Source organism: Martinezella sp. CNPSo 3959, from assembly GCF_057784355.1.
Genome location: NZ_JBXSOV010000001.1, coordinates 1,390,470 through 1,413,132, shown reverse-complemented (window position 1 = coordinate 1,413,132; position 22,663 = coordinate 1,390,470). Strand labels below are relative to the sequence as shown.

Annotated in this window: 20 protein-coding genes, 1 other RNA gene and 1 pseudogene; 7 read left to right on the top strand and 15 right to left on the bottom strand. The window is 60.3% G+C overall.

What is annotated here, in order from left to right; all coding sequences use genetic code 11:
* Positions 1–63: 63 nt before the first annotated feature.
* A complete protein-coding gene (locus AC13RE_RS07045; RefSeq protein ID WP_488562403.1) occupies positions 64–1,884 on the bottom strand; it encodes an ABC transporter transmembrane domain-containing protein in 1,821 nt (606 codons plus the stop codon).
* 174 nt (positions 1,885–2,058) lie between these two features.
* On the opposite strand from AC13RE_RS07045, the gene rpmE reads away from it, so the two are divergent.
* Entirely contained in the window at positions 2,059–2,280 is a 222-nt protein-coding gene (gene rpmE / locus AC13RE_RS07040; protein WP_015341030.1) for a 50S ribosomal protein L31, read from the top strand.
* A 74-nt stretch (positions 2,281–2,354) separates the two neighbouring features.
* On the opposite strand, the gene AC13RE_RS07035 is transcribed toward rpmE, so the two are convergent.
* The 4 genes from AC13RE_RS07035 to AC13RE_RS07020 form a co-directional block, all read right to left on the bottom strand.
* A complete protein-coding gene (locus AC13RE_RS07035; RefSeq protein ID WP_488562402.1) occupies positions 2,355–4,292 on the bottom strand; it encodes a GTP-binding protein in 1,938 nt (645 codons plus the stop codon).
* 275 nt (positions 4,293–4,567) lie between these two features.
* Positions 4,568–5,083, bottom strand: coding sequence for a protease adaptor protein RcdA (gene rcdA / locus AC13RE_RS07030; protein WP_069611865.1), 516 nt, complete (start codon positions 5,081–5,083; stop codon positions 4,568–4,570).
* 384 nt (positions 5,084–5,467) lie between these two features.
* Complete coding sequence (locus AC13RE_RS07025; RefSeq protein WP_015341027.1) at positions 5,468–5,659, bottom strand: DUF1192 domain-containing protein; 192 nt, start codon at positions 5,657–5,659, stop codon at positions 5,468–5,470.
* A gap of 28 nt (positions 5,660–5,687) precedes the next feature.
* Positions 5,688–6,962 carry an MFS transporter gene (locus AC13RE_RS07020; RefSeq protein WP_041677654.1) on the bottom strand — a complete coding sequence of 425 codons (1,275 nt, stop codon included), beginning with the start codon at positions 6,960–6,962 and terminating at the stop codon, positions 5,688–5,690.
* A 224-nt stretch (positions 6,963–7,186) separates the two neighbouring features.
* Here AC13RE_RS07020 and AC13RE_RS07015 point away from each other — a divergent pair, with 224 nt between their 5' ends.
* The gene (locus AC13RE_RS07015; protein WP_015341025.1) at positions 7,187–7,348 is read left to right on the top strand and encodes a hypothetical protein; all 162 of its coding nucleotides are present in this window, start codon (positions 7,187–7,189) and stop codon (positions 7,346–7,348) included.
* A 48-nt stretch (positions 7,349–7,396) separates the two neighbouring features.
* On the opposite strand, the gene AC13RE_RS07010 is transcribed toward AC13RE_RS07015, so the two are convergent.
* The 7 genes and pseudogenes from AC13RE_RS07010 to tkt form a co-directional block, all read right to left on the bottom strand.
* Positions 7,397–8,314 carry a PhzF family phenazine biosynthesis protein gene (locus tag AC13RE_RS07010; RefSeq protein WP_488562401.1) on the bottom strand — a complete coding sequence of 306 codons (918 nt, stop codon included), beginning with the start codon at positions 8,312–8,314 and terminating at the stop codon, positions 7,397–7,399.
* A gap of 158 nt (positions 8,315–8,472) precedes the next feature.
* A complete protein-coding gene (locus tag AC13RE_RS07005) occupies positions 8,473–9,735 on the bottom strand; it encodes a serine hydrolase domain-containing protein (RefSeq protein ID WP_488562400.1) in 1,263 nt (420 codons plus the stop codon).
* A 227-nt stretch (positions 9,736–9,962) separates the two neighbouring features.
* Positions 9,963–11,221 (bottom strand): annotated as a pseudogene (locus AC13RE_RS07000) (phosphoglycerate kinase).
* A 118-nt stretch (positions 11,222–11,339) separates the two neighbouring features.
* A complete protein-coding gene (locus AC13RE_RS06995) occupies positions 11,340–13,190 on the bottom strand; it encodes a potassium/proton antiporter (protein WP_488562399.1) in 1,851 nt (616 codons plus the stop codon).
* Between the two features lie 365 nt (positions 13,191–13,555).
* Complete coding sequence (locus AC13RE_RS06990) at positions 13,556–14,140, bottom strand: putative glycolipid-binding domain-containing protein (RefSeq protein ID WP_488562398.1); 585 nt, start codon at positions 14,138–14,140, stop codon at positions 13,556–13,558.
* Positions 14,141–14,142: 2 nt separating this feature from the next.
* Positions 14,143–15,153, bottom strand: coding sequence for a type I glyceraldehyde-3-phosphate dehydrogenase (gap, locus tag AC13RE_RS06985; RefSeq protein WP_041677653.1), 1,011 nt, complete (start codon positions 15,151–15,153; stop codon positions 14,143–14,145).
* 63 nt (positions 15,154–15,216) lie between these two features.
* Positions 15,217–17,199, bottom strand: a complete 1,983-nt coding sequence (tkt, locus tag AC13RE_RS06980) for a transketolase (RefSeq protein WP_488562397.1) — start codon at positions 17,197–17,199, stop codon at positions 15,217–15,219.
* 399 nt (positions 17,200–17,598) lie between these two features.
* Between tkt and AC13RE_RS06975 the strand changes: the two genes are divergently transcribed.
* The 3 genes from AC13RE_RS06975 to ssrS all read left to right on the top strand — a co-directional run bounded on the left by AC13RE_RS06975 (position 17,599) and on the right by ssrS (position 18,621).
* Complete coding sequence (locus AC13RE_RS06975) at positions 17,599–17,874, top strand: DUF4164 domain-containing protein (RefSeq protein ID WP_015341018.1); 276 nt, start codon at positions 17,599–17,601, stop codon at positions 17,872–17,874.
* 47 nt (positions 17,875–17,921) lie between these two features.
* Positions 17,922–18,299, top strand: a complete 378-nt coding sequence (locus tag AC13RE_RS06970) for a cell division protein ZapA (RefSeq protein WP_015341017.1) — start codon at positions 17,922–17,924, stop codon at positions 18,297–18,299.
* 163 nt (positions 18,300–18,462) lie between these two features.
* Positions 18,463–18,621, top strand: a non-coding RNA gene (gene ssrS, locus AC13RE_RS06965) — 6S RNA.
* Between the two features lie 307 nt (positions 18,622–18,928).
* On the opposite strand, the gene AC13RE_RS06960 is transcribed toward ssrS, so the two are convergent.
* Both AC13RE_RS06960 and AC13RE_RS06955 read right to left on the bottom strand, forming a co-directional pair.
* A complete protein-coding gene (locus tag AC13RE_RS06960) occupies positions 18,929–19,645 on the bottom strand; it encodes an SDR family oxidoreductase (RefSeq protein ID WP_488562396.1) in 717 nt (238 codons plus the stop codon).
* Positions 19,646–19,691: 46 nt separating this feature from the next.
* The gene (locus tag AC13RE_RS06955; RefSeq protein WP_488562395.1) at positions 19,692–20,510 is read right to left on the bottom strand and encodes an SDR family NAD(P)-dependent oxidoreductase; all 819 of its coding nucleotides are present in this window, start codon (positions 20,508–20,510) and stop codon (positions 19,692–19,694) included.
* A gap of 101 nt (positions 20,511–20,611) precedes the next feature.
* On the opposite strand from AC13RE_RS06955, the gene AC13RE_RS06950 reads away from it, so the two are divergent.
* The gene (locus AC13RE_RS06950) at positions 20,612–21,475 is read left to right on the top strand and encodes a helix-turn-helix transcriptional regulator (protein ID WP_488562394.1); all 864 of its coding nucleotides are present in this window, start codon (positions 20,612–20,614) and stop codon (positions 21,473–21,475) included.
* 31 nt (positions 21,476–21,506) lie between these two features.
* On the opposite strand, the gene AC13RE_RS06945 is transcribed toward AC13RE_RS06950, so the two are convergent.
* Positions 21,507–21,830: an ArsR/SmtB family transcription factor gene (locus AC13RE_RS06945; RefSeq protein WP_488562393.1), complete on the bottom strand. Its 324-nt coding sequence runs from the start codon at positions 21,828–21,830 to the stop codon at positions 21,507–21,509.
* A gap of 73 nt (positions 21,831–21,903) precedes the next feature.
* Between AC13RE_RS06945 and AC13RE_RS06940 the strand changes: the two genes are divergently transcribed.
* Positions 21,904–22,386 (top strand): SRPBCC domain-containing protein, encoded by a 483-nt coding sequence (locus AC13RE_RS06940; protein WP_488562392.1) that lies wholly within the window; start codon positions 21,904–21,906, stop codon positions 22,384–22,386.
* The last annotated feature ends 277 nt before the right edge of the window (positions 22,387–22,663 follow it).

Genomic DNA, 22,663 nt, shown 5'->3' with positions numbered 1-22,663 from the left:
GCCGAAAATCTAGCTCAACTTTGAAACTATTTCCACAAGGTTGTATTTGAGACGACTTGCGCGCTATTTCGCGACGAGCATGTGGTCCTCGATGCCGGCATCGAATTGCAGGCGCGCGAGCTTGGCGTAGATGCCGCCATGGCGGATCAGGCTCTGGTGCGTACCTTCCTCGACGATGCGGCCCTGATCCAGCACCAGAATGCGGTCGGCCTTGAGCACGGTCGCCAGGCGATGGGCGATGACGAGGGTCGTGCGTGCTTCCATCAAGCCCTCCAGCGCCTTTTGAACGAGCGTCTCGCTTTCGGCATCGAGCGCGGAGGTCGCTTCATCGAGCAGCAGGATAGGCGCGTTCTTCAAGATGGCACGGGCGATGGCGACACGTTGGCGCTGGCCGCCGGAAAGGGTGACGCCGCGCTCGCCGACCTGCGTATCATAGCCCATTTCGAGGCGCGAAATGAACTCGTCCGCCTGCGCGGCAATCGCGGCGGCGCGCACTTCGTCGCGCGAGGCGCCCGGGCGGCCGAAGGCGATGTTGTCATGGATGGAGGCGGCGAAGATCGTGGTGTCCTGAGGAACGATGGCGATGCGCTCACGCAAGGCATCCGGCAGCACATCGCGCGCATCGACACCATCCAGGGCAACGCGGCCCTTCTGCGGATCGTAGAAGCGCAGCAGCAGCGAAAAGATGGTGCTCTTGCCTGCACCCGATGCGCCGACGATTGCGACCGTCTCTCCCGGCTTCACGGAGAAGGAGAGCCCATGCAGTGCCGATCTGTTCGGTCGTGACGGGTAAGAGAAATGGACGTCGGAAAATTCCACGCGGCCCTGCGGCGGCTGCGGCAACGGCAGGGGATTGGCCGGGGCGGCGATGGGTGAGACTTCTGCAAGGAGCTCGCCCAGGCGATCGGCAGCACCTGCGGCCTGGGAGAGCTCGCCCCAGACTTCCGACAGCGAGCCCAGCGAGGAGCCGGCGATGACGGAATAGAGCAGGAATTGGCCGAGCGTGCCGGCCGACATCGTGCCGGCGAGAACATTCTGCGCACCGACCCAAAGGACGGCGACGATGCTGCCGAAGACCATGGCAATGGCGAAGCCCGTCAGCAGCGAGCGGGATTTGATCGCGGCGCGTGCCGCCTGATAGGCATCCTCGACGGCGCTGCCATAGCGCAGAGCGGCGGCGTTCTCGCCATTATAGGCCTGGATGGTGCGGTTGGCCGCGATGGTCTCGTTGGCATAGGCCGATGCCTGCGCCAGCGTTTCCTGTGCGGCCCGCGAGCGCTTGCGCACGGAACGGCCGAAACTGACCAGCGGCAGCACGATGATCGGAATGGCGATCAGCACGATACTCGAGAGCTTCGGGCTGGTGACGATCATCATGATCACGGCGCCAAGACAGAGGATCAGGTTGCGCAGCGCGACGGAGGCCGTGGCGCCGACTGCGGACTTGATCTGCGTGGTATCGGCCGTCAGCCGCGAGACAATCTCGCCCGATTGATTGACATCGAAGAAAGAGGGCGACAGCCGTGTCACGTGGTCAAAGACCTCGCGGCGCATGTCGGAGACGATGCGCTCGCCGATGGAGATGACGAAGTAATAGCGCAGCGCGCTCGCAGCCGCGAGCAGCAGCGCCATGATCATGATCGCTACGAAATAACTGTCGATCAGACCGCGGTCGGCTTGATCGAAGCCGTGATCGATCATGCGGCGGACGGCGACTGGCAAAGCAAGCGAGGTAACGGCAGCGATGACGAGCGATATGATTGCCCCGGCCACCATGCCTCGATATCGCCTGAGGTATGGCGCCAGTCGTCCGAGAGGACGGATTGAACGGTTTTTCTTTTCCTCAGCCTGGCCAGTTTCTGACAAGTCGTCTCCAATCCCCATATCAGCAAGGGACTCGGCGTTTCGCCCCTTGTTATCGCCGCTGCCTTCATGTATAGGCACGCCATCTTAATTGGAAGCCGTGGCCTTTAACGGACTGCGGCTTCATTTATTCAATCGGTTCGGTTGCCGCAATGCCTTGCGACAAATGGACCCTGGCATGACAGGAAGATTGTTATGAAGGCCAACATTCATCCCGACTACCACACGATCAAGGTAGTCATGACCGACGGTACCGAATATGAAACCCGCTCGACCTGGGGTTCTGAAGGCGCTGTCATGAACCTCGAAATCGACTCCAAGTCCCATCCGGCTTGGACCGGCGGCAACCAGCAGCTGATGGACCGTGCCGGCCGTGTTTCGAAGTTCAACAAGCGCTTCGGCGGTCTCGGCATCTAATCGCATTGCGATTTGCCGCTTGAAAAGAGCCCGGTTTTGCCGGGCTTTTTTGCGTTGATACTGAGCCTCGTCCCTCATCGCACACGCCGCAGGTAATCGGCACGGTCGAACGGATTTACGGCTGCGCGCTCCCGTACACGGTGCGGACCCGATAGTGGCGCATAGTGATCGAAGGCGTGATCCAGGACGCCGGCTCCGCCCGACAATCCTGGTAATTGCCTTTGGAGCGTCTGGATCATCGATGATGCCACCGTGCCTTTCAGACGGGCCAGTCCCTCGTCGATCAGCGATTTTCTCATCGAGGCGCCGGATTTTGCGAGCAGGCTGTGCACACCAGCCAAAGCCGTTGCCGGTATCTCGACGTGAAAATGCTCGATAGGTTCGCAGAGGATCGTTTGTGCCGATGAGAGCGCGGATGCCAGCACCAGCGGCGTCAGCTTGCGGAAATCCACCGCAGTGCTCGCCGGCGAACTTTGCCGCGCTGCCGTCATGGCGACATGGCAGTCGATGATCTGCCAGCCGAAAAGACCTTCCTTCAGCGTTTCGAACGTGGCTTCCTCGACCGCCCGGTAGAAGCTTGCGGGCATCTGGCCGATATCCACTTCCAGGGCAAAGCTGTTTCCGCTGCCTTCCGGCCGCGGCTCGACCCGCAAGCCGACTGTTGCGAGAAACGGATTGGGCTCCTTGAATATGTGCTCAACCGCGCTCCCCGTTCCTGCCAGCCTTTCGACATAGATGACGGTGCTTTCCTCGAAAGCTATATCCAGGCCGAATTCTGTGGAGAGCGTTGCCTGGATGACTTCCTTCTGCACTTCGCCATAGAGTGAGACGTATATCTCGCCGGTTTCCTCGTTGCAGCGCAGGTTGATGAGCGGATCCTGTTCTGCAAGTTGCCCCAGAGCTAGCCAGAGTGCCGCATTTTCTGAAGGGCGCCTCGGGCGGATGCGAGTCTCCAAAGTGGGCGGCGCGAAGTGGCGAAGCGTGCCTGGCCGGCTTTCGGTGCCGATCCAATCGCCGATGCGGGCGTTCGGAAGACCGCCGACCTTGGCGATCTGTCCGGCGCTGATCTGCGCGACCTTGTCCGCCTTGCCATCCCGGAAGAGTTGGAGGCTGCTGATCTTTGCCGGGCCGTTCGCGGTTTCGATATCGTCGCGAAGGCCGACCGTGCCAGACGCCAGATAGAGATAGGCGAGCTTTTCGCCACCCCATCCGCGTTCGATCTTGAAGATCGTCCCGGAAACCGGACCGTCATGGTTCGGCTGACGGCTGGGCAGCAAAGTCTGGACCGCCGAAATCAGGGTAGGGATGCCGAGGCCCCGCGTCGCCGCGCCGGCGAATGCCGGATGAACCAAAGACTTCCCCACCTGATCGACAAGGGCTTGCTCCAGCCTCTGCCGTGTCAGGCGCTCGGGAGCTAGAACATAATCTTCCAGGAAGAGCTTGTCGTTGACGGAAAGGGCTTCGCAGACGCGCGAGAAATGCGGATCGCTTCCGAGATCGGCGGTTTCCACCGTGGCGAGCCTGCTACCGGCATCATGGGCGATCGACATCGGAATGGAGCGAACCGCCAGCTGCGTCGCAATATCCTCAAGCACTTCATCATAGCGCGCGCCGGGGCGGTCAACCTTGTTGATGAAGAAGATGAAAGGGATGCTGAGGCGGCGCAATGCCCTGACGAGCACGCGGGTCTGCGATTGCACGCCCTCGACAGCCGATACGACGACCACGGCCGCATCGAGCAGCTGCAGCACCCGTTCGATCTCGGCAATGAAGTCCGGATGTCCCGGCGTATCGATGAGGTTCACCGTGACGTCACCGACGGTGAACGAGACCACCGCGGCGGCAATGGTGATACCGCGTTGCCTTTCGAGTTCGAGGCTATCTGTCTGCGTGCTGCCGGCGTCTACGCTGCCGAGCTTGTCGATTATGCCGGTATCAAAAAGGAGTCGCTCCGTGAGGCTAGTCTTGCCCGCGTCTACATGGGCGAGGATGCCCAGATTCAATGTGCGCATGGTTCATCATCTTCTCAGAATTTCGGATTTGATTTTCGTGAGAAGTGAGTCGGCGCATTGGGCCCTCCACGCGGATTCGTTTTCGGCTCGCCACCCCTTGAGAGAGGCAGGCGCCCTCTTTTTACTGAGGTTTCGCTGAGATCGTCAAGCTTTGCCCGCTTGCTACTTGGGGTTTATCTCCACGGACACGGCTTTTCGGAGAGATGAATAACTGCTCAAAACAAAAGCGGCCGCGCACTGCGCGACCGGTTCGAATTCATAGTCGATGGTTGGGCTTAGTTGCCGCCGAAGGCGGTCTGCAGTAGGGTCAGCTGTGCCTTGACGCTATTCTGGTTGTCCGGAACGATGGCCGCTTCCGTAGGACGATAGATTTCGCGATCGAGGATGGCGACGCGGTTCTGCAGGCGCAGCGAACGCTCGACGAGATCGCGGAAGGATTCTGGCAGGTCATTCCAGCCGGGTGCCGTGCGGTCGACGTTGAAGCCGTCGAGGCGAACCTTGTTCTTTTCGGCCAGCACCTGATCGCGCGACATTTCGCCATTGTTGACGGCGCGCTGCAGCAGCAGCCAGGAGGCCATCTGCATGAGACGGGTCGTCAGCCGCATGGATTCGGCGGCGTAGAGTACGGAGGCCATGCGCGGCAGAACTTTGGAAGCGGCGCGGCCTTGGCCGTCGAGATAGCCGGCAGTTTCTTCGACCAGCGACATGCCTTCAGAATAGAGCGCCCTGAACTGCGCCGACGATGCGGCGTGGCCAGCAAAGCTGATCGTGTTCAATCCAAGTTCCGACATCGAATAAATCCCTGCTTCACGCAACACTTTTGTTCAGGAAAGGCCGGTCAAGTCCCTAAGAGCTTTCGGCATCCGCTTTTATGACTTTAAGATGGTTGTTTTAACTGAAATTCGCAAGGCGATTCTTAAGAAAGGGTTAATCTCCACAGTTTCGGCAAGGTCCGTGATACAGGACAAAAAAGAAGAGCCGCAAAAGCGGCTCTCAAGGTAAAACAGGGAGAAAAATCAGACCAATTCGCCAAGTGGAGGAACTGTCTGAGTCCAGAGCGAATCTGGATGGTCCTAGTAATATGTCGTAAAGCTTAATATTCGGTTGACCATGTCTTGATCCAGGGCTGCGCCGCCCAAATTTTGTGCTGCGGCGATGCACCTTGGGACGATGCCTCAGAAGCGGAAAAGGCTATCCGCCGCCTTGCGGCCGGAGGTCTTGGTGGCGATTTCCTCTTCCAGCCGGGCGATCTCGCCCTGAAGCAATGCAACACGGCTTTTCAGCTCGTCGACCGATAGTAACGACAGGTCGCTGCCGATCTCGTGGGCGGACGGCTGCGTGGGACGATCATCATCGAATAGGCTCATTTCGGCTCCTCCTTCCCTTCAAGAGGGATCAGGTGCCGTAATCTACAGTTATATCGTCCTTTTTTGAAGTCTCGCTGCGCGCCAGCGCCATGCTCTCCGGTGTGATCATCTGCGCGTTGGCCGATGGCATAGTCGTGTAGGCGTCGCGATCGCCCGCGGGCTTGGCGGCGCGCATGCGGCTGCGGAAGATCGAGTAGGAGGTAATCAGCACATGGGCGATGGCGGTGACGAAGAACAGCGAGTAGGGGCCGATGGAGGACATGACCGGTCCGCTCAACGTCGGGCCGATGATCGTGCCGATGCCATAGAGCAGCAGGAGGCCGCCCGAAACCTTGACGAAATCCTCCGGCGCAGCGAAGTCGTTGGCATGGGCGACGGCGATCGGATAGAGCGTGTTGGCGACGGCGCCATAGATGACGACCATGCTGATGAGGAAAGCCGGGCTGCCCGGCTTCAACAGGAAGAGGAGCAGGCCGTCGAGAGCTGCGATCGCAGCCATGCCCGCGAGCACATAGCGGCGGTCGATGCGATCGGAAAGGCGGCCGGCCGGCAGCTGCATGACGGCGCCTGCAAAAATCGTCGAGCTCATCATCAGCGCGATATCGCTTTGGGAAAGGCCGGCCTTGGCGCCGAAGACGGCGCCGAGCGTGCCGTATGCGCCATTGGCGATACCGACGAGCAGGATGCCGATCGAGGCGACCGGCGAATTGCGGTAGAGCGCCTTCAGGTCGAGGCTGACGGCCTTCAGCGGCTGCGGCGAGGCGGCGGTCGACAGCGTGGTCGGCAGCATGGCGATACAATAGCAGATGCCGCACACCATGAAGAGGATGGGCGTATGGACATCGGCAAAGGGCACCATCATCTGGCCGGCGACGGCGCCGATGAGGGTGATGCCGATATAGAGCGAGAAGATCGCGCCACGGCTTTCATTGGTGGCGCGTTCGTTGAGCCAGCTCTCGATGATCATCGAGGTGCCGGCCGTGCAGAAACCGGTCACGGCACGCAGCGCCACCCACCAGATGGGGTCGACGATGATGCCCGTCAGAAGCGCGATGATGGCGATGACGGAGATGAAGCCCGAAAAGGCGCGCACATGACCTATGCGTCGGACCAGTTTCGGCGCCGTCAGGCAGCCGAGCACGAAGCCCGTCGCCCACGTCGTGCCCAGCAGGCCGAGCGTCGTCGTCGCATAGCCTTCGGCCGTGCCGCGCACAGGCAGCAGCAGGCTGTGCAGACCATTGCCCGTAAACAGGAACAGCGTGCCGAACAGCAGAGCGAGTACCGGCAATATGTTTCTTTTCATGCTCCCCACCTTCACGCGGCTCCGTTTGGCAGCCGAAAGACAGGATCGCGCCCTGCCTGTATTCGCTATTGATTGTGTCCCGGATTGCCGCTATCGGCGTGTAGAAACAGTCTGTTGGCGCGGAAAAATGTCCGTCGTATGACGATTAGAGCATGATCGCGAAAGGCGTGCAGCGGTTTTTGGTCGCGGCTGCTCTCACTCTTGCATAAATGGGGAAAAATAGCGTGACAAAAGCCATAGCGGTGCTGCTCCTGCTCGCCATGGCGGTGCACATCATTAAGCCTTTGGGACTGCCCGGCCTGAGGCGCAGGGCTGATTTCTGGAAGATCGCCCTCTTCGCCTTTGCCATCTGGACGGTGGCGCTCGTTATCAACGAGGTGTTTTAAGGCATTCCAGACCGGTTTCGGGGCTTCAGCTCCGGCGTGCGTCGCATCCTATACCCGGATCTCTCCGCGCATGACGAAGACGCTGCTGCCGGACAGCAAGACTTCATTTACCGTACCGGCGGATTTTTTGACGTCGACGCCGATGACGCTGCGTCTTCCCATTTCTACGCCCTGCTCGATGGTGATTTTTACCTCTGCATCCTGTGCCGGTAGTAGGGACGTTAGATAGGCGCCAATTGCGGCGGAGGCGCTGCCGGTCGCCGGGTCTTCCGTGACATTGTCGAGCGGCGCAAACATGCGGGCGCGGATAGCCCATGGATTTTCGGCGGAGCGTACGTAGAGAAAGAGCGAGAAGCCGGTCTTGTCCTCTTTGTGCCGCGTAGCTGCTTCGGCAAAAACGGCGGCATTCGGCCGTGCTTTGCCAAGCGTTTCCAGGCTGTCCAGCTCGGCAAAGGCGAAAGGCAGGCCGACGGATGCGAAGGTTGGAGTATGGGTCGTATGGCGGATCGATTGCGGGTCGATCTGCACGCAGCGTGCGATGAGTTCGTCGGCGATCGTCTCGCCGACCGAAAGTCCGCCCGGCGCGCGGATGCTTGCGCCCGAGACCACGCCGTCGTTGCGCAACAACGTCACTTCCACAAGGCCGGCATCCTCTTCGAAAATCAGTCTGTCGCCTGTAGGCCTTCCGAAGATCGCCCGCTGCTGGCCGAGAACGAAGGCGGTGCCTACATTCGGGTGGCCGGCGAATGGAATTTCTGATGTCGGCGTGAAGATGCGGACGCGGGCTGTATGCTCTGGGTTTTCGGGCGGCAGCGCGAAGGTCGTTTCCGAATAACCGAACTCGGCCGCGATCTTCTGCATGGCGTCGCTACTGACGCCACGCGCATCGGGGATGATCGCCAGCGGATTGCCGACAAAGCGTTCGGACGTGAAGACATCGACGGTGACATAGGCGATGGTGTTCATGGCGGCCCCAGAGCTTCGGTAGATCTGCGAGGATTTAGCCGTTGCTCAGCTGATGCTGGAAGCGGGAACTTGTGCCGGTGACAACTTCACCAGCGGTCTCCTTTGGAGGCCGGGCTTCGCGTATCAACTTGAAAGCCGGTCACGCGATGGCGATCGCGTCAATTGTTCTGAAACTGCTTGAGCACGCTGGACCAGAGCTCGACAAGCTCCGCACTGCCTGCATCGCCGGGCTTGGCCCGGACCGCAGTGTGCACCAGGACCAGATGTGTTGCCGGATCGACGAGAATGCGCTGGCCGGCTCGTCCGTCCAGAAAGAACGTTCGGCGCGGGCCGGGCATCAGCCAGGTCTGATAGCCGTAGCCCCAGGGGTTCGTCTCGTGATTGACGGCGAGGAACGAGCCTTGCTTGACCGGCTCCGTCGCATCCAGCAGCCATTGGCGCGGGATGATCTGCCGCCCGTTCAAGGCACCGTCATGGGCGAGCAGCATGCCGAAGCGGGCATAGTCGCGAAGCGTCGCGCTGAAGCAGCAGTAGCCGACTTCCTGACCTGTTTTGTCGACCTGCCAGTTCGCGCTGGCTTCGGCGCCCATCGGCTGCCATATCCGCGTCTGTAGATAGTCCGCCATGCTCATATGGGTGGCATGCGTCAGAACGAGGCTCAGGCCCTCCGTATCGAGATTGCTGTAGTGCCAGACCGTATCGGCAGGCGCGACCCGCTTGTTGAAGCGGGATATGGCTGTGATGGGATCAAGCTTTTCGGGGCCAAGCAGTGAATTGCTGAGATGAATGTTGTCGTCGGGGTTGCCGAAGTTTTCGGTAAAGGCAATGCCGGAGGCCATATGCAGCAATGCGCGGATCGGCGTAACGCCCATCTCCGTGCCTTTCAGCTCCGGCACATAGGTCGCAACTGTATCGTCGATCGAATGAATGGCGCCTTCGGAAATTGCAATCCCGATCATCATGCCGGTCAATGTCTTTGCCAGGGATTGTGAGACGAAGTGGTCGTGATCGGTGCGGCCGTATTGATAATGTTCGAACAGGATCGTGTCGTTGCGGGCAATCAGCAATCCCGTGGTGGGATTGGTGTCGAGATATTTCGACAGGGAGGCGGTTTCGGTACCGAACGTGAATTTCACCGAAATCTCGGATGGGGCGCGTAACAGCTGTAACGGATGCTCGGCGGGGGCGATCGTGTGCGTTGGCGCAAGCTGATCAGCGTGGGTGAAGTTGCCGATCATGTTGCGTTGTTCGCTGAGCGGCAGACCGACGGGATAGCCGAGCTTCTCACCGTAAGCTTCCGCATCCGGTCCAGTCGGAGAAAAGACAGGAACAGCTGCACGCACCTGTTGGGCTTGAGAAATATCTGTTTGAGCGACCAGGACTACAGCAAGAACGGCGATAAAACTGCGCCAGGCCAGCATATGGCAACCCCTCTATTCGGCCCTTCATTATAATTGGACCTAGTGCCGCGCTTTTGTAACATCCGTTTGACACGGTTTGCTTTCCGATATCACAGCAAAGCTGATCTTACCATTGTGGCAGATGTAGCTTGCTCTGTTCTGAACGTTCGTACGTTATCACCATAAAGAAAAAAGCCCCGGCCGCATTCACGACCGGGGCTTTTCATTCATTCGAAGTACTGGCCGATTTACTTGCCTGCCTGCAGAACGGCGACGCCGGGAAGGACCTTGCCTTCCATCCATTCGAGGAACGCGCCGCCCGCCGTCGAGACATAGGTGAAGTCGTCGGCAACGCCGGCGTGGTTCAGCGCCGAAACCGTGTCGCCGCCGCCGGCGACCGAGGTCAGCTTGCCGGCCTTGGTGCATTCGGCGGCATATTTGGCTGCCGCGACCGTTGCTGCATCGAAAGGCGTGATTTCGAAGGCGCCGAGCGGGCCGTTCCAGACGAGCGTGGTGGCGCGGCCGATCCAGTTGTTGATCGCTTCGACCGATTTCGGGCCGACATCGAGTACCATGGCATCGGCGGGGATCGCTTCGATCGCGACGACTTGGTTTTCTGCGCCGGCCTTGAATTCGCGAGCGATGACGCCGTCCTCAGGCAGCACGATCGCGCAGCCGGCCGTGGCGGCTTCGATCATGATCTGCTTTGCGGTATCGGCGAGATCGTGTTCGCAGAGTGATTTGCCGACATTGGTACCGCGCGCGGCGAGGAAGGTGTTGGCCATGCCGCCGCCGATGACAAGCGCATCGACCTTCTTCACCAGGTTCATCAGAAGGTCGATCTTGGTGGAAACCTTGGCGCCGCCGACGATGGCGACGACCGGGCGGACCGGATTGCCGAGGCCCTTTTCCAGGGCTTCAAGCTCTGCCTGCATCGTGCGGCCTGCATAGGCCGGCAGCAGGTGGGCGAGGCCCTCTGTCGAGGAATGGGCGCGGTGCGCGGCGGAGAATGCGTCGTTGACGTAGATATCGCCATTGGCGGCGAGCGCCTTGGTGAAGGCTGTGTCGTTCTTTTCCTCTTCCTTGTGGAAGCGGGTGTTTTCCAGCAGCAGGATGTCGCCGTTGTTCATCTTGGCAACGGCATCGGCAGCAGGGGCGCCGATGCAATCGGAGGCGAAGAGAACGGCATGATCCAGAACTTCCTCGACCGCCGGCACGATGAGGCCGAGCGAAAGGTCCGGAGAGGGGCCATCCTTCGGACGGCCGAAATGAGCAAGCAGAATGACCTTGGCGCCCTTTTCGGACAGTTCGAGAATCGTCGGGGCGACACGCTCGATGCGGGTCGCATCGGTGACCTTGCCATCCTTGACCGGCACGTTGAGGTCAACGCGTACGAGTACGCGCTTGCCGGAGATGTCGGTGAGATCGTCGAGAGTTTTGAAGGCTGCCATGGGAAGGATCCGATATTGTTGGTGGCGAAAAGCGCGCCGACCATACTACGGATGATCGGAGACGCAAGAACCGTTCGGCGTTTCATGGGATCGCCGAACGGTTCTATTTTCCTGGTTTTCGGCAATTCCGGACGGAAAGCCGGCATGCATTTTTCCGGGAATTGCTCAAGGCACTCAGGCGTCGTTTTTACCCGGTGTTGATTCGTCGGAAATAGCTTCATTCACGCGCTCGCGGCGCTTTTGCAGATAAGCCCGGATGCTCTTCAAAATATCATGGAGATTGATGAAGATCGGCATGATGACAGGCGGTTCCACCGCCTCGAGCGACATTCCGACGGATTGGATATGATCGTTCTCGTCGAGATCGCGGACGATGAGGATGATTTCGCCGAGGCGTACGCGATCCGCATAGTCGGCCTTGCCACCGAGGCGATGGCGCATGAGCTCCGCTATGGTGAGCCCCTTCTCCTGTTCGCTCAGCAGTCCCGGCCCATAGGCGGCATCGAGATCGGCGGCGGGGCGCAGCGGCGATATCGAGAAGGCACCGAAGAATTCAGCATCCTCGGGATCGACCGGCGCGCGGCTGGCGAAGATGCGGTCGAGAAGGCGCGAATAATTGGGGGAGACGAAAAGATAGACGATATCGCTTTCGCGCAGGCGGCCGGCATATTGATAGCGCATGGACTTACCGTCGCGAACGATGAGCGACGGCGTCGCCCAACGCGGAATGCGTTCGCCGCGCAGGACAGGGCTGTCCTTGACGACGCGATAGGAGAGGAGTTCGTGGTTGACCGTGCCCGGCAGGTCGACCTCGACCTTGTCGATCGCCCCCATGCGCGGGGGAACGATGAGGCCAAGCCGGCGCGCCATGGGTTTGATGGTCCAGCCCTGTACGAGCAGCGACACCAGCACGACGATGAAGGCGACGTTGAAATAGGTCTGGCCCGCCTGCAGGCCGCCGAGGATCGGCATGATCGCCAGAAGAATGGAGACTGCGCCACGCAGTCCGACCCAGGCGACAAAGCCTGTTTCCCGCTGCGTGTAGTCGAAGGGCAGCACGCAGAGCCACACGGCGATCGGCCGAGCAACGAAGATTAGGAACAGCGCTAGCGCCACGGCCGGGATGGCGATTGCCGGAAATTCCGATGGGGTGGCGAGCAGGCCGAGCACGAGGAACATGATGATCTGCGCCAGCCAGGTCATGCCATCCTGGAAACGCTTGATCGAGGCGGAGGCTGGCAGCTTGCGATTGCCGGCATAGATGCCTGCGACATAGACGGCCAGGAAGCCGCTGCCGCCGACGGCGCCGGTAAACGAGAAGACGAGGAGCGCCAGCGCCAGTACGAAGATGGGCGTCAGGCCACGATCCGTCTCCAGACGGCCGACGATAAGGACGATCATCATGCCGCCGAGCAGGCCGAGTATGACACCCAGCCCCATCTGCTGGACGAAGGTGGCAAGCATGGCGAGATTGATGCCGGCATAGCCTTCGCCGCTTGCCAGGAGCTCGACCAGGGCGAGTGTTAGGAAGATCGCCATCGGATCGTTGGTGCCGGATTCGACTTCCAGCGTCGAGCGCACCTTGTCACGGATATTGATGCCGCCGATGCGCAGAAGGAAGAAGACGGCCGCCGCATCCGTCGAGGCGACGATCGAGCCCAGCAGAAGACCCTGCAGCCAGGTGAAGCCGAGCAGCCAGGTGGCCGCGAGGCCGAACAATGCGGCCGTCACGATGACGCCGACGGAAGCGATCGTCAGCGCGGGTGCCGCAGCAAGCTTGAACGCCTGGATCGGCGTGCCATAGCCGGAATCGAACAGAATGATAGCAAGCGCCAGGGAGCCGAGGATATAGGCGAGGTAATTGTTGGAGAATTCGATGCCGAGCCCGTCCGTTCCGGCGGCAAGGCCGATCATCAGGAAGAGCAGCAGCAAGGGTGCGCCGAAACGGAAGGCGAGGAGGCTGGAGAAGGCTGCAATGAGTATGAGAACCGTGCTGATCAGCACGATAATGTAAAATGCCTCCACCTTTTTTCCCTTTCCGTGCGCCGCCAGCGGGCCAAAAGCCGCGAATGCCGGAGGTCTCCCCAGTTTCCATCATGTTGCCGTGCCTGGCAAATTGGCAAACACGGAAATCGTTCGGAGGAGAGTTCATGGATCGAAACTCTTTCCAACGACTGCATCGTCATGGTGTGATGCGCTTTTGCCAGAACGGCGAAGCGGCTTGGAATGTCTGGGAGACTTCCTGCTTCAAAATTTACTGGTAAATCTGGACGATAGCAGGGCAGGGCGAACAAAGATTGAGGCGTTTTGAAGGGCAATTGCGATTGCTACTAGAGGCACAAGCTCGTTGCTTGCCGAATGAGCAAGGGTATCGATACTGAGGCCCTCGCTCAGACATCCACGCGCCTGAAATAGCTGGGATAGTCGATCACCAGCCCATCCTCGTCGACCGGAAGATCGACGGTGAAATTCCTGTCTTCGGCCGCATAGCGATAAAGTTTCTCCGGCACGATGCAGGTATAGTGCTGACCGTCGCGCACCGGTTCGAAGGTGTCGAATGGGATATAGAGCATCGAAAGCTTAGCGGTTCCGCTTTCGGGCGTCATGCCAAGCCGGCGGATCGGCAGACTGTTGGTGAAGGGCGAGCCATAGAGATCGATATCGATGCAGCCGTCGAATTGCGGCAACGTCACGCCATGCTCGGTGCGCCAATGTCCCTTGCGGTCCGAAATCAGCGCCAAGCGACGGCCATCGGTGGTTTCGACCGAGAAGGAGAGAGCGGCCCAATCAGCGTCGCAGTCGATACGGTAGGAGACGCCATAGGGCGTGCCGCCGCGGGCACCAATGACAATGCCGGCGGCACGGATGGCCGCGCTGCCGGCATTGTCGATAGGAGAGATCGTCAGGTGCTCCAGCCCGTCTCCTTCCAAGGGACGCCAGCGGACTGTCGTCGGAAGGAGCGGGCGGAAGGTCATGATCAGATCAGCTTTGCGAAGGCAACGGCCGTGTCCGACATGCGGCTGGAGAAGCCCCACTCGTTGTCGTACCAGGACAGGACGCGCACGAAGTTCCCTTCCATGACCTTGGTCTGGTCGGTCGCGAAGATCGACGAGTGGCTGTCATGGTTGAAGTCGCGGGAAACCAGCGGCTCGTCGGTGTAGCCCAGGATGCCCTTCAGCTTGCCGTTCGATGCAGCCTTGATGGCTTCGTTGATTTCGCCGACCGTCGTTGCCTTCTTGGACACGAACTTGAAGTCGACGACCGAGACGTTCGGCGTGGGAACGCGGATCGACGTGCCGTCGAGCTTGCCCTTGAGGTGCGGCAGAACGAGACCGACAGCCTTTGCGGCGCCCGTCGACGTCGGGATCATGGACAGGGCTGCGGCGCGGGCGCGGTACAGGTCCTTGTGCATGGTGTCGAGCGTCGGCTGGTCACCGGTGTAGGAGTGGATTGTGGTCATGAAGCCGTGATCGATGCCGACGGCATCGTCGAGAACCTTGACCACCGGTACCAGGCAGTTCGTGGTGCAGGATGCGTTGGAGATGACCAGGTGTTCCTTGGTGAGCTGGTCATGGTTGACGCCGAAAACCACGGTCAGGTCGGCACCGTCGGCAGGAGCCGAAACGATGACGCGCTTGGCGCCGGCCGTCAGGTGAGCGGCAGCCTTGTCGCGGGCGGTGAAGATGCCCGTGCATTCCATGGCGATGTCGACGCCGAGATCGCGGTGCGGCAGGGTTGCCGGATCCTTGATCGCCGTGACCTTGATCGGCTTGCCGCCGCCCACGATGATCGAGTCGCCTTCGACCTTCACTTCGGCGGGGAACCTGCCGTGGATGGAATCGTAACGCAGCAGGTGAGCATTGGTCTCGACCGGGCCGAGGTCGTTGATGGCAACGACTTCGATGTCGGTACGGCCGGATTCGACGATTGCACGCAGGACGTTACGGCCGATGCGGCCAAAACCGTTGATGGCTACTTTTACAGTCATGAATGTCACTCCCTTTCATTCAGGGTGTTTATCTATTGGATTTGAGAGCGCTTGTCAGCGCCCTCAGGAAAGCTTTGCCTCAGCGGCGGCGACAACAGCCTCGGTGGTGATGCCGAAGTGCTTGTAGACGTCCTTGTACGGAGCCGACGCGCCGAAGCTTTTCATGCCGATAAAGGCGCCTTCCGGCCCGATGAAGGCATCCCAGCCTTCGCGAACGCCGGCTTCGACGGCAACCTTGACCGGCGAGTTGCCGATGACTTCCTTGCGGTAGGCGTCCGGCTGCTCGAAGAAGAGCTCGGTGCAGGGAACCGAAACGACGCGCGTGGAGACGCCCTTGCCTTCAAGAACGCTGCGGGCGGCAACGGCGAGTTCGACTTCGGAGCCCGAAGCGAAGATCGTCACCTTGGCATCGGCATTGCCGGCCAGAGTGTAGGCGCCGAGTTCGCAGAGGTTCTTTTCGCTGTACTCTGTACGGGCGGCCAGCAGGTTCTGACGGGTCAGAGCAAGGCCGGACGGACGGTTGGTCGTCTTGATGGCGATCTGCCAGCATTCGGCCGTTTCCGTTGCGTCCGCCGGGCGGAAGAGCTGGAAGTTCGGGATAGCGCGCAGGCTGGCGACCTGCTCGACCGGCTGGTGGGTCGGGCCGTCTTCGCCGACGCCGATGGAATCATGCGTCAGGACGTGGATGGCGCGGATGCCCATCAGAGCGGCGAGGCGGAGCGGCGGACGGCAATAATCCGAGAAGATCAGGAAGCCGCCGCTATAGGGGATGAGGCCGCCGTGGAGCGCGATGCCGTTCATGGCAGCAGCCATGCCGTGTTCGCGGATGCCCCAGTGCATGTAGCGGCCGGAGAAATCGGTCGGGGTGATCGACTTCATCTGGCTGGTCTTGGTGTTGTTCGACGGCGTCAGGTCGGCGGAGCCGCCGAGCGTTTCCGGAATGAAACCGTTGATGATTTCCAGCGCATCTTCCGATGCCTTGCGGGTTGCGAGTGTCGGCTTGGTTTCCGCGAGCTTCTTCTTGTAGTCGCTGATGGCGGCGTCGAAGCCGGCAGGCAGCTTATGATCGAAGCGGCGGGTGAACTCTGCCTTCTTGGCCGGATCGGCGGCAGCGAGGCGACCTTCCCAGGCTTCGCGGGTGCCGACGGAGCGTTCGCCGGCAGCGCGCCATTCGCCGAGGATGTCGTTCGGAATGACGAAGGGCTCGTAAGGCCAGTTGAGCGCAACGCGGGTCGCAGCGATTTCCTCGGCGCCGAGCGGCGAGCCGTGGACCTTGTGGGTGCCCTGCTTGTTCGGAGCGCCGAAGCCGATGATCGTCTTGCAGGCGATCAGCGTCGGGCGGTCGGACTTGTGAGCGGCTTCGATGGCGGCGCTGATGGCGGCCTGGTCGTGGCCGTCGACTTCGATCGTATTCCAGTGAACGGCCTTGAAGCGCATGACCTGGTCGGTCGAGTCCGACAGCGAGACGGCGCCGTCGATGGTGATGGAGTTATTGTCCCAGAACAGGATCAGCTTGTTGAGCTTGAGGTGGCCGGCCAGCGCGATCGCTTCATGGCTGATACCTTCCATCAGGCAGCCGTCGCCGCACATGGCGTAGGTGTAGTGATCCTGAAGTTCGGAGCCGAACTCTTCGCGCAGCTTGCGCTCGGCGATCGCCATGCCGACGGCATTGGCAATGCCCTGGCCGAGCGGGCCGGTGGTGGTTTCGATGCCGGTGGCGTGACCATATTCCGGATGGCCGGCGGTCTTGGAGCCGAGCTGGCGGAAGCGTCTAAGCTCATCGACCGTCATGTCCGGATAGCCGGTGAGGTAGAGAACCGAATAAAGCAGCATCGAGCCGTGGCCAGCCGACAGAACGAAACGGTCACGATCCGGCCAAAGCGGGTTCTTCGGGTCGAAGCGCAGATATTTGCTAAAGAGAACGGTGGCGACATCAGCCATCCCCATCGGCAAACCGGGGTGACCGGAATTGGCCTTCTCGACAGCATCCATGGCAAGGAAACGGATCGCATTTGCCATCCGGTCGTGTTGTTCGCGAGAGTTCATGGGTTTTTCCGCAGTGTTCCGGGTTCGGGGGATGGCCGCACGCTTGGGAGGGAGGCCATCGGTTAAAGGCGGGTGAAGTGAGGCGCTCTTCCGAACGCCATTTCCAACGTCGCCTCAGGCGGTCGAGACATAGCAGTTAGGGCGAGCAAGTCAACAAATCGAGGGCTCAATCCGGCTTCCTCGCGGCAATTTTTTAACATTTGCCCGTTCACTTTTACAAAAGACGACAATCATGCGACAAGGCCTGTGCAGACGGCAAAGGCGGCATTCATCCACAGAATAGGGGGCCTGCCACATGACAGCCTTTATTGACGTGCTGTTGCCGAGTTGAATATTGTTGCGAAATCAGACAAGTGGCCGGATGTTTTGATTCGGGCCTTGCGCGGAGAAGCGAAGGGTATGACACCTTCAGGCAAAACGGTGGACGCGGCGCTCGCCCAGTTGCGCCAGGCGCTTTCGACTTTGGAGAGTGCCGTCGACGGACGGTTCGAGCGGGAACGGGCGCAGAGCGATATAGAAGGCGAGGTCCGCAGGGTTCACGCCGACCGGTCGCGTCTTGCCCAGGAATTGGATCAGGCCGAGTTCCGGGCGAACCGGCTCGAAGAAGTCAATCGTGAAGTGTCGCGCCGGCTGGTTACGGCGATGGAAACCATAAGAGCCGTGCTGGACCGCTGATCCCTCGGGAGGCAGCCGTGCCGGAGCGGCAGTGATCGGAAAGTCGAATGGCGCAAGTAACGGTAACGATCGACGGCAAAGCCTACCGGATGGCCTGCGAAGAGGGGCAGGAAGACCATCTGACGGATCTTGCCAATCGTTTCGACCGCTATGTCCTGCATTTGAAGAGCCAGTTCGGCGAAATCGGCGATCTCAGGCTGACCGTCATGGCAGGGATCATGATCATGGACGAGGTATCGGAATTGACGCGACGGGTCTCCGCGCTGGAAGCCGAACTGGAGTCCCTCACCAGCAATCGTGATACGACGCTCGCTGCCAATGCCCGCGCCGAGGAAACGCTCGCCAGTGTGATCGACGAGGTGACGACGCGCATCCACGGCATCACCGAGAAGCTCCTGGAGCGGCCGGGCATCGAGCAGGTCTAAAGCGCATCGCGAGCTTTCAGCCTCGCTTCTCTCGCTTTAGATTCGATTTTACGCATGTCGCGCAAAACCGCTGCTCACTTTTGCGCGACATGCTTTGAGTTATTTCTGCGGATGCCCGATGCGGCCCTCTGGTGCAGCGGCACAATCCGCTCTATATAGTTCGGGCGGTCTGCGCTTCCCGACAGGAACCACAATCCCTGGGGCCATACTCGATCCAAAGGGAGCTGTCCCTGACCAGGCCCGTGGGCCTGGACACACGGTGCCCACCTACGTTTGTAGGCACCCAGGATCGTAAACATCCATCGGTCGTCGTGGATCGCTCTTCAATTTTTCGGATGATTGCCAAGGAAAGCGCCGCGCAGTTCTATCGCTGCGCTGGCAACTTTCGTCCGCAGATAGGCACCGCGTTCAAGTTCGGTGCGAGTGCTCGCGCTGCGCAGCAGTGGCAGATCTGAGTAGGCAATCAAGCCCACCAGGCGTGCGACCGCCCTTCAGCCGCTTTCCGCTTCGAAGGTTCTTCAGCGGCTCAGCTCGATCCATCTGATCGAAATCCTCACGCATCTGCAGGCGGGTGACCAAAACAGCCGAGGACGCCATCGCCGCTGTGCCGGCTGGCGATGGCACAGGGATCATTGACCGAGGCGGATGCCGCCGTCACAAATCAGCGTGTGGCCGCTGGTAAAGCCGTTGCCGATCAGGAAGGCGATGGCTTCGGCTATTTCCTTGGGCTGGCCGACACGACCGACGGGTGTGCGCGCTGCGAAGCCGGCAAATGTCGGCTCTTTCTGATCTGCGCTCAGGAAGTCCCACCAGGGCGTGTCGACAACTCCTGGTGAAACGCAGTTCACGCGGATCGGCTTGAGCTCGACGGCGAGAATCGGCGCCAAGGCGGCTATGGCGGCATTGATGGCTCCGAGTCCTGCGGTTCCGGGCATCGCCGCCTGTGCCGATACGGCGGAGACGAAGGTGATGCTGCCTTGTTTCGACAGATAGGGCAAGCAGGCCTGGGTACAGGCGAAATGTGCCATCGTCTTCTGCTCGAAACCTTTCCTGACGTCGGCAAGATCGACCGTGGCGAAAGGTCCGGCGCCGTTGCCGCCACCCAATGCCAGGACGAGATGATCGAGAGGGCCGATTGCCTCAAAGGCGGCGGGAATACCGGCGAAGTCGGCTGCATCCATGGTGATTGGCGTAAGATCGCCATTCAGGCCTTGTGCGGCGGCCTGGAGTTTCGAGTTATCGCGGCCAGTGATCGTGACGCGATAGCCTTTTTCGAGAAGATGGGCGGCAGTCGCAAGACCGATACCGGAGGAGCCGCCGACAATAGCGACGTGTTGAGACGACATGGTTGTCTCCTTTCTGGAGGCTGGGGAGGGGGCAAGGAATAAGGTCTCAGGCCAGGCCGGTAAGGCTTTGGCTGAGTGTTCGCAGATTGCTGCGCGCAGTTGCGTCATAGGCTTGGGCAGAGGCGCGGGATGGGCGCAGTCCGTCGTAATAGAGGCCGGTGTGTCCTTCCAGAGCGGTGCCGGCGGCCAGATTGAGGATGGCATCGGCTCCTTGCTCGACCGTGCTTAGCGGCGCAACGCCTGCCTGGCGCACCATGGTCGTGTCCATATAGGTCGCCGGGTGCAGGCAGTTGGCGGTGACGCCGGAGCTGGCAAGCTCTTCGGCGAGATCGAAGGTGAACATGATCTGCGCCAGCTTGCTCTGGCAATAGGCGCGCACGCCGCTATAGCCGCGCGTCAACATGACATCGGAGAAGTCGATGGCCTGTTGACCGACGGAAGATACATTGACGATGCGGGCGGGAGTGCTTGCCTTCAACAGAGGCAGAAGCCGGCGCGTCAGTAGGAAGCCGGCAAGATAATTCACCGCGAGGCGCAGCTCGTATCCGTCTCGGCTTACCTGGCGCCCGGTGCCGCCGCCACTGGTGCCGATGCCGGCATTGTTGATCAGAACATCGAGGCGATCGTAGTCGCGCTCGATGGCGTCGGCCAGAGTGCGGACCTCTTTCAGTGAGGAAAGGTCGGCGAGGTAATAGGCCGCTTTGCCGCCCTTGTCCTGAATGCGGGAGACCAATTCTTCCGCGCGGGTCTTGTCACGGCCGTGAACGATGAGCCTAGCACCTGCCGCTGCCAGTCGTTCTGCAACCCTGCGCCCGACACCATCCGTCGAGCCTGTGATCAGAACTGTCTTGCCGCTCATATCCATAGCAACCGCCTTCTCGTTGTCTGCATGATGATATTTGGCAGCTTGCGGACGCGGCAAACAGTTCTGACTTTATCCTAGTATTGATCCTGCTATGATAGGTCATGACCATCAACCAGAGCCAGATCATCATCGAAGCCAGGCGTCGCGAGTTCGGCGCCTTTCTGCGCTCCCGCCGGGAAAAGCTGACGCCCGCCAAGGTCGGGCTTCCGGAAGGGTTCCGGCGGCGCACGCCAGGGCTCAGGCGCGAGGAAGTGGCGCTGCTCGCCGGTGTCGGTACCACCTGGTACACTTGGCTGGAACAGGGGCGGGACGTTCGTCCCTCCACAGAGGTTCTATCGGCGCTGGCCGACGCACTGCGGCTCGATCCGGTCGAGCGGCGGCATCTCTTTACGCTGAGTGATCGGCCATCTGTTGACACCCCGTCGCGCGGGCCTGAGGAAGTGCCGGATGCGCTAGCGCGCATGCTTGCAAGCCTTGCTGGCCAGCCGGCCTATGTTCTCGGCCGCCGCTGGGATGTGCTGGCCTGGAATGCCGCGGCTGTTGCAGTTTTCGGTGATTATGCCCTGCTGCAGGGGGATGCGCGCAACAGCGTCCATCGAGTGTTTACCGACCCTGCCCACCGGCAGCTTCTTGTCGATTGGGAGATCGTGGCGGCGAATTCGCTGGCGATGTTTCGCGTCGACAGTGCCCGTTACGCCGGCGATCCTGATTTCGAGCGGTTGATCGCTACCTTGATGCAGGCGAGCCCCGAATTTCGCGCCTGGTGGCCGAGGCAGGATGTGCTGCGGCCGCTGACGGGTCACAAGCGTCTGCGCCATCCGGAGGGCGGCTTGATGACATTCGAATATACCGCACTTGCCGTCATGGACCGTGCCGACATGAAGCTGGTCGTTTATACACCGCTCGAAGAAGACGGGACGAGCGAGAGGCTAAAACGTCTGTTGGGCCGCGCCAGCGCAGCGTAATCCGGCTTTCTCCGAACCCAACCGTCTTTTTTTAGCTCTCCAGATCGTTCTTCAGCTGATTGAGGATGGAGAGGGCATGGCCGGCATAGGCGCTGATCCAGCGATCATGGATCTGCTTGATCGGCAGGCTGTTCAGATGGTTCCAGCGCTCTCGACCATCCTTCTTGGCAATGACGAGATCAGCTTCTTCCAGCACTCTCAGATGCTGCATCACGGTGCAGCGGTCCATATCCGTGAAAGCTTCGCAGAGCGAGCCCGTCGTGCGCGGTGCATCCTTGAGCATGTCCAGGATTTCGCGCCGCCGCCGATGCGCAAGGGCCTTGAAAATGAGGTCGCTATCCGATTCGTTTGACATGTTATATTTTTATAACATAATGGGGCCAGTCGCAATGGAGCGATAACGACAGACAAATAATGGAGGAGATGCCATGACATTGAATGTTCGGATTTCAGGACGGATCGGCCGCAAGGTGGATGAAGTCTTCGATGCTGTCGTCAACCCGAAGAAGCTTTCGAGCTACTTCACCACCGTCGGCGGGGCGAGCGCGCCCCTGGTGGCGGGAACGACCGTCATCTGGTGGAAGAACGCCCCCGTCGAGGTCAACGAGGTGGAGGCCAACAAGCGCATCGTCTTTCACTGGGACGGCGGCACCGGCGAGGACGGCGTCCGTTACACAACCAAAGTGGAGATGACCTTCGATGCGCTGGAGGATGGCGGCACGCTTGTCGTCATCGAAGAAAGCGGCTGGCGCGAGGACGAGGCCGGCCGTCGCGGCACCTATCTGAACTGCGAGGGCTGGACGCAGATGCTCTGCTGTATGAAAGCCTTCGTCGAATACGGGATCAATCTGCGCGAAGGGTTCTTCCTCAGCGAGATGCGCGGCGAGCCGGCGGAGGCGCCGGATCGCTGAGTTCCGGCAAACCCGTATCACCAGTTACTATCGTCTCGATCCCTTTCCTGGCTATCGGTCAGTGGCCCGGTGCCGATTTCGGCGCCTGGCCTATCTGTTTGCGGATTCTACTACTGGGGAGGGCGGTTGATGCCGTGAGATGGATATCCATCTCACGTTGTAGTAGGCTTCGGACAATCGGAAGAAGGGCGGTATTGGCGGTGAGGGCGCTCAGGATGAGATGGGAATATCACTTTTGTGTGTGGATAAGCCCAAAAGCCGGATGAATGACAAAATC